General features: G+C 54.3%; 3 protein-coding genes and 1 pseudogene. 1 reads left to right on the plus strand and 3 read right to left on the minus strand.

Going from position 1 to position 6,361, the window contains the following annotated elements; genetic code table 11:
• Positions 1 to 1,272 precede the first annotated feature (1,272 nt).
• The 3 genes and pseudogenes from CEE69_RS31595 to CEE69_RS31605 all read right to left on the minus strand — a co-directional run.
• Positions 1,273 to 2,217: pseudogene (locus CEE69_RS31595) on the minus strand (IS30 family transposase); the annotation flags it as partial.
• A gap of 141 nt (positions 2,218 to 2,358) precedes the next feature.
• Positions 2,359 to 2,844, minus strand: coding sequence for a hypothetical protein (locus tag CEE69_RS31600; protein WP_099264474.1), 486 nt, complete (start codon positions 2,842 to 2,844; stop codon positions 2,359 to 2,361).
• Positions 2,845 to 2,865: 21 nt separating this feature from the next.
• Complete coding sequence (locus tag CEE69_RS31605; protein ID WP_099264475.1) at positions 2,866 to 3,381, minus strand: DUF3750 domain-containing protein; 516 nt, start codon at positions 3,379 to 3,381, stop codon at positions 2,866 to 2,868.
• Between the two features lie 400 nt (positions 3,382 to 3,781).
• Between CEE69_RS31605 and CEE69_RS31610 the strand changes: the two genes are divergently transcribed.
• Positions 3,782 to 5,941: an integron integrase gene (locus tag CEE69_RS31610; protein WP_233215835.1), complete on the plus strand. Its 2,160-nt coding sequence runs from the start codon at positions 3,782 to 3,784 to the stop codon at positions 5,939 to 5,941.
• Positions 5,942 to 6,361 lie beyond the last annotated feature (420 nt).

Consider the following 6,361-nt stretch of genomic DNA (forward strand, 5'->3'; position numbering starts at 1 on the left):
CAACCAAAGCACGTTGACAATCCCTTCGACCAGCCATCGTCACTATCAACGATGGCAACACTCACTGGATACCTGTTGTTCCTGGAGATCCGTTGCCTGCGTTCGGTGAGTCATTGTAGCGATTGAACAAACTGAGTCACAGAACCATCCCAACCACACAACTCACATAATTCATTCACGAATACGTGTGAGCAATTCGGGTATCCATAAAGATGGCGAGCGCATTCTGGACAAAGTCCGTCCATTCGTGACGACGGAGCATAGAACGGTGATCCACACTCGTCGCACGTCTTGGTCGCAGCAGTCATTGCCGGTGCGTCCACGAGTCTAGGCCGGTCTGCAACACCGTTGAATTGGATCGTATCATCGACAGCACTTGGTGAGTCTTGAATCTGAATCATGCCTCCAACAGATCCAACAAACGTCAGCCAAAAGAGATCCCATCGCTCTAGGTCCAAGCGAATTCTTGGAATCAGCGTCCCATACCAGAGGGCGGCTTTGTCGGGACGATTGGAGGACTGTTCGCGAAACCTCAGATCAACGCTGACCGATTCCGCGAAGGTCTCGCCGGTGTCGTGACGTAATGTGCAGTCGTGGTACAACACTCGATCGTTCGGTTGATGCATCATTCGACTGTCGGATAACGGCAGGGTTTTGCGGGCCGGGACGGTTGATGTTCCATCTGAAATCGCCCGCAAGCCCGGCTCCGTAACAACCCATGGTTCGCCGCTTTTGCGTGACAGGCACGTCGGCCATGAACTAAACGTCGAATGTATCGTAACGCAAACCATTTACGCCAGCGATTCGGTCGAAGAAAGTCACCGGTCAACGAGCCCGGAGTAAACGCAGGACTAGACGCGACGCAAGCACGAATGGGAGAGCAATAAGGCCACAGACACCCGCAGAAATCGAACCGCCGCTCGGGTCGCCCGGCGAAATAAAATACGATCTGAATAGGATGGACCCAGCAACGCAAGCAATTGCAATCGGTACAACGATGGACCAAACATGCGATGCCAGCCGTCGTCTGCGTTCGAGCACCCCGGTGTTGGTTGTGGGCAAGTACGGATTCGTTGTGTCGTGGTCAGTCAGTTCAATGGACAGGTTGGATGCAAGTGGTCGCGACGATCAAAGTTCAGTCGGCGAACGTGACCAATCACCCGGCGGCGACGAGAGATTGTCCATTTAAAAACGCCCGACTTCGCCGCTCGGGTGCATTGGATGGTTCCCCGCTTATGTGAATTCAAATCCGAAACGCAATTTTTTGCAAAATCATTCAAAGAGCGATGCTGGTGTCTGATAGCCGTGACGTTTACGGGGTCTTAGGTTTAGTAGCATAGCGGCTTTGCGTACCTGCTGCCAGCTGATCGAACCATAGTCCACTCCCTTCGGAAAGTACTGCCGAAGCAGACCATTGGTGTTCTCATTGGTCCCTCGCTGGCCACTGCAGTATGGATCTGCGAAGAACACCTTGACTTTAAACCATGAGGGGAGCAATCGATGGTAGAAGAACTCCGTTCCATTGTCGAAGGTCATCGTCTTGATGTGTTTCTCCGGAACCCTGTTGAACATCGACCGGATCGTATCCATCACCAAACGCGATGACTTCTTCTTGCAACGACCAACCAAGGTGTAGCCAGTCTTGCGGTCTACGGCAGTTACCAAGTAGCCGGTGCTCTTCTTACAGACTACGAGATCGAGCTCCCAGTCGCCAATCCGTTTCCGGTTGCTGGCGACTTTTGGGCGGTCGTGAATCGACACACGGTCAGCAGCCTGCTTGCGGATAAAGCCTGGCTTTTGCTTGCGATTGCGGCGCCCGCTCCGCCGCATCGCTTTGCGAATTGGGTGGTTTCGATCCAGAGACCAAAGATACTTGTAGATCGTTTGGTGGCTGATTTGACGTTTGCCGGCCTGCTTCCAAAGATACCCACTGATCTGCTCAGGACTCCAGTTGAGAGCGAGCTTCTCAGACACGACCTCAAAGAGCTCGGGATCCTCCAGCTTGCTGACGACTGATGGTCTCTTCTTCAGGAAATTGGCTCGGCGTTCAGCATGCAATGGGTGATAATGCTTTCCGGTGACTTGGTTTCTCGCAAGTTCACGCGACACCGTGGAAGGAGAAACTCCAATTTCTTCAGCAATCTCTTTCTGTTTCTTGCCGTGTCGTTGCATGACAGAGATGACAACGCGTTGGTGAAAGGTAAGATGTGCCATAGCTGACTGAGTTCGTCTGAGTTGTTGGGATTTGAAGCTCCAAACAACTTGGCGGGCTCAGTCAGTCTTTCGCCAGGGGGCACTGAAAACCTTTCGTTTTTTTCAATGCTCTAAAAATTGCGTTTCGGGTTTGAATTCACATTATCAATACGTGTAAATCGTCGCGTCGTCAAAGCCATCCTCAATTGTTGCAGAAGCCTCAACGTGGTAATCGGATAGCCGGGTGTCGGAGCCACCCCAGTCATGCCCGCCACCGTTGAAATCGATCCGAACGGTATCAGAATCGTCAAGCGGACGAATCGTAATCATGTAAGGGCAAATCAGTGAATCACGTATCTGCTTTGCAGTTATCGTTAGCGGCGGATCCTCCTGGCTCAGCAGCGTCTTAAATTGCGAAAGACGATCTGCGGCGACGAAATCGCGAAATTTCTTGAACCATGAGTTGTGCGTCATCCAAATGCGATTGGCAGTCGGCGTGAGACTTGCCAGCAATTCGTCGGATCGTATCTGGTTCGTGTCGAACGTGAAGCCAACCGTTTGGCCGTTGAAATTGCGGTCCGCGACAAACGTCTGGAAATGTTCGTCCCAGCGAATGCCGCCAAACTTCGTGTTGCCTTTTGAACCGCCCATGCTTTCTTCAGTCGGGGAACGTTAGACACCACGGGGGACGGACGAAAGATTCTCCACGTCAAAAACCGCGCAAGCCGTCCTCCCGTGCATGTCATGGTTCGCCCACGCCTTTGCGAGTCGGGTGGAGTTCGCGTACCGACGACCGAATCCTCGCCAGCCAAGAGTGTACAACGGACCGAGCACCCATTGTACGAACGTGTTGCTGTTTGGCCCGGGATAAACGCGGTATCGATCATGCCAAGGGTATGCCGTCGGACTAGATTCGATTCGGCACGCGAGATAAACCGCATCATCGCCAGTCCACCGCTGAATGATGCGTCCGGGGCCGTTGCCGACGCCTGACGACGGGCGCATTAGATTGCGGTGTAGATGTCCCCAAGATGCCACAGACTCGCTTGGTGTCTGCCAAACCTCCCAACGGTCGGCGTTGGTTTCGCGACAGACAACGAGCCAATGGTGCTCGGCAAACCGTCCAAGTCCGGGAATCCGTGCGGACCAAAGATCGACGATCGTTTCGGTTTCACATTGCTGCGACATTAGTTGGGCGAACGATGTAATTATCACCGGTTGGTCCGGCGATAAGGGCGCGAGTAGGGTGTTATCGCTGGGTGTGCCTTCGGCGTCCCCGGTGACAGACGGGGCGTTATCGCCGGTTGCATAGGAACTTATCTCCGGGGTGCCGGACTTATCGCCGGGTGGGCCGTAACGCCAGTATCTAGGCTCCCGAAAGGTGGGTCAAGCAAATCCAACATTTTTTCGGGTGATGAGTTGACCTTCTTTCTTTGGGGTGGTGCGAAGAATCGGTTCCGTAACGCGGTGAACTTCCGCGAGGGACGTCAGAGTCGATGTCGCCAGAACGCCCTACGCTTTGAAAACGTTCGCCGGAGAGGGACGCGGCTTTCGTTGACCGCCGCGGGTCACTGGAACGGATTCGATTGTGCACGAACGGTTCGGCGAGCTTGCTGTACCGGATCTGACAACAGCGGAGAGCGATTCGATGACACGGGCTGGGTACGCCGATGGGACTTGGCGTCAAAATCAAGTGAAGTGGTCGAAGATCTGGTTCGACACAATGTGCCGGTTCCACGGTCGCAAACCGCAACCAACTTGGGAGTTCACACCGGACGATGCGATTGCCTTTTTGAAAGATCACTTGCGGCGGAAGACTCCCGCTTGGAAACGGCTGAAGATCATCGAGTCGTTGATGTTTTACCGCCGGCACGTTCAGGCCGGCTCGCCGGACGACCTGAAATTCATCCACACCAAGCTGCAATCGCTAGCCAGAGAAGAGAAGATCAAGCAGATGTGCCAGGGCGAAGAGGAGGAGATCGACGACGTCATCGGACACATTGATCCGAAAGAACCAGACGTCATTCAGAATCTACGCCGTGCGACGCGATTGCGGCACGACAAACTGGAGACGGAGCGGGCGTACGTTTCCAATGTTCGGGCATTCATGCGTGAGCGAGGACTGAAGTGCCAAGCGGACTTTGACCAGATCAGTGCGGCCGATATTGAAGATCATCTGACGAACCTTGCGGTCGATGGAGATGTCGCCGTGTCGACTCAGAACCGAGCGTTTTACGCGTTGCTGTATCTTTTCGAGCACGTTCTCAAACGGAAGATGGGCGAAGTCAATGCGATCCGCGCGAGCAAAGGGAAGCAGGTCCCAACGGTTCTAAGCGAACTGGAGATTGGAACCATTTTCTCACGCCTGAAAGGCGTTCACCTGGTCATTGCCCAATTGCTCTACGGTAGCGGGATGCGAATCAGCGAAGCGCTGCGACTTCGTATGAAAGACCTTGATTTCGACCGCCGGGTGATTGAAGTGCACAACTCCAAAGGCGACAAGAGTCGTCTTGTTCCGATGCCCGAAGGTGTGGTCGCGGACCTTCGCTATTGGATGGAATCACGCCGGGTACTGCATGAGCACGATCTGGACCAAGGGACTGCCTCGGTTTGTTTGCCCAAGGCACTGGAACTAAAGTACCCGTCGGCTGCCCGCGAATTGAAATGGCAGTTCCTGTTCGCGTCTGATCGGCTTTCGCGTGATCCCAGAACACGAGTCCTATGGCGTCATCATTTACACAAGGACACCTTTCCCGCCCAGCTGCGAGCAGCGGTGCAAAAGGCTGGCGTTGACAAACACGTCAGTGCACACGTTTTTCGGCACAGCTTCGCGACTCATTTGCTGCAGTCGGGAACGGATATCTGCACGATCCAGGAGTTGCTCGGCCATGCGGACATCAAGACGACGCGAATTTATCTGCACTCGCTCAATCGTGCGGACGTTCGAGTGATCAGCCCTTTGGATCGCATGATTGCGAAGAGTCCGCCAGCCTCGGAAAGTCCGGCCGCAATTGACCCAAAACTTGAGGTGACTGCAACTGAGACCGAGCCACCGAAACAAGCAAATCGGGAGCCTAACATCCGCTCCAAATGCGCTGAATCGGCTTTGGGGTCGACGGCGCTCGAATTGGAGCTTGCCACACCCAGGGTGAGACCACCCGCGAGGTTCAAAATCACCCCTGACCCGCCTGCGGAGAGGTCGTGCAGTTTTATTTCACCCTCCCTTTGGGAGGGTCGGCCCGCTTCGGGCCGGGGAGGGTTACGCGCTGGTTCCGATGCTCGACCCTCCCCTCGCTTCGCTCGACCCTCCCAGGGGGAGGGTGATGATAAACGCTTGGCAACACAGCAGTTAAAAACTGCACGACCTCCGGATAGAGGAGTGGAGCGTGCCGAGAGATCGAATTCAGCTCGATCAACCAATTCACCTCCGTGCTTGGGACATTCGCGACGACGGGGGAGTTGGTGGAATCGTGTCGTGAATTGGAGGTTGGTGCGTGCCTCCGCCGTCATTGGTTTTGTGACATCATTGAGCGGACTGATGACGACGTGCCCCTGGCTGCGTGAGAAATGCATTGTGATTGACTCAGCGGATTGGACCGTTCCAGCACTAGAAGAATTTTGCGCGGGCTTCTGCCGTCTCTTTGTAGCCAGCGATTCTGTCCGGATAAATTCCAACATCCCTTGCTTCGCTACCGGTGAGAGACCTGCATTCCATTTCAGTCTCAGCAATAGCGTCTTACAACTTTGATGCCCCCGTCGACGGTGAGTGAGCGCCGATTGCATTCATCCCGTTTTGGATGCTTGTTAAGAATCGCCACGACATCTTTGCACTACCACACCATACCGTCCAGAAATGCAACAGCTTCTTCCCATCAGCGTTGGTTTCTGGCAGTTCCTTTCCCGACAGTGGGTCACCATTCAGATCAGGCGTGCCGACTCACCCCCTGTGCAACCTCAGGCATGGAACCGAACCAACGCATCTTTGACTATCTCAAGGAGCAAACCTCCAATTCCCTCGCGAGCGGCAACAAGAATGAAGAGGCCCTGGGCCATAATGACCTACATCACTAGTGCTTTCGGAACGATTTGATCTGGCGTGAAGCTTGCCGGCGATGGAAACTGCTTGTCTTTCGCATCTTCACGGAGTGGGATATGTCAGGCAAGGCGG

Origin of the sequence: Rhodopirellula bahusiensis (assembly GCF_002727185.1) — a bacterium.
GTDB lineage: Bacteria > Planctomycetota > Planctomycetia > Pirellulales > Pirellulaceae > Rhodopirellula > Rhodopirellula bahusiensis.

Excerpts from the sequence above, each read along its gene's own strand:
- CEE69_RS31600 (WP_099264474.1), bottom strand. The coding sequence starts at position 2,844 with ATGGGCGGTTCAAAAGGCAACACGAAGTTTGGCGGCATTCGCTGGGAC.
- CEE69_RS31605 (WP_099264475.1), bottom strand. The coding sequence starts at position 3,381 with ATGTCGCAGCAATGTGAAACCGAAACGATCGTCGATCTTTGGTCCGCA.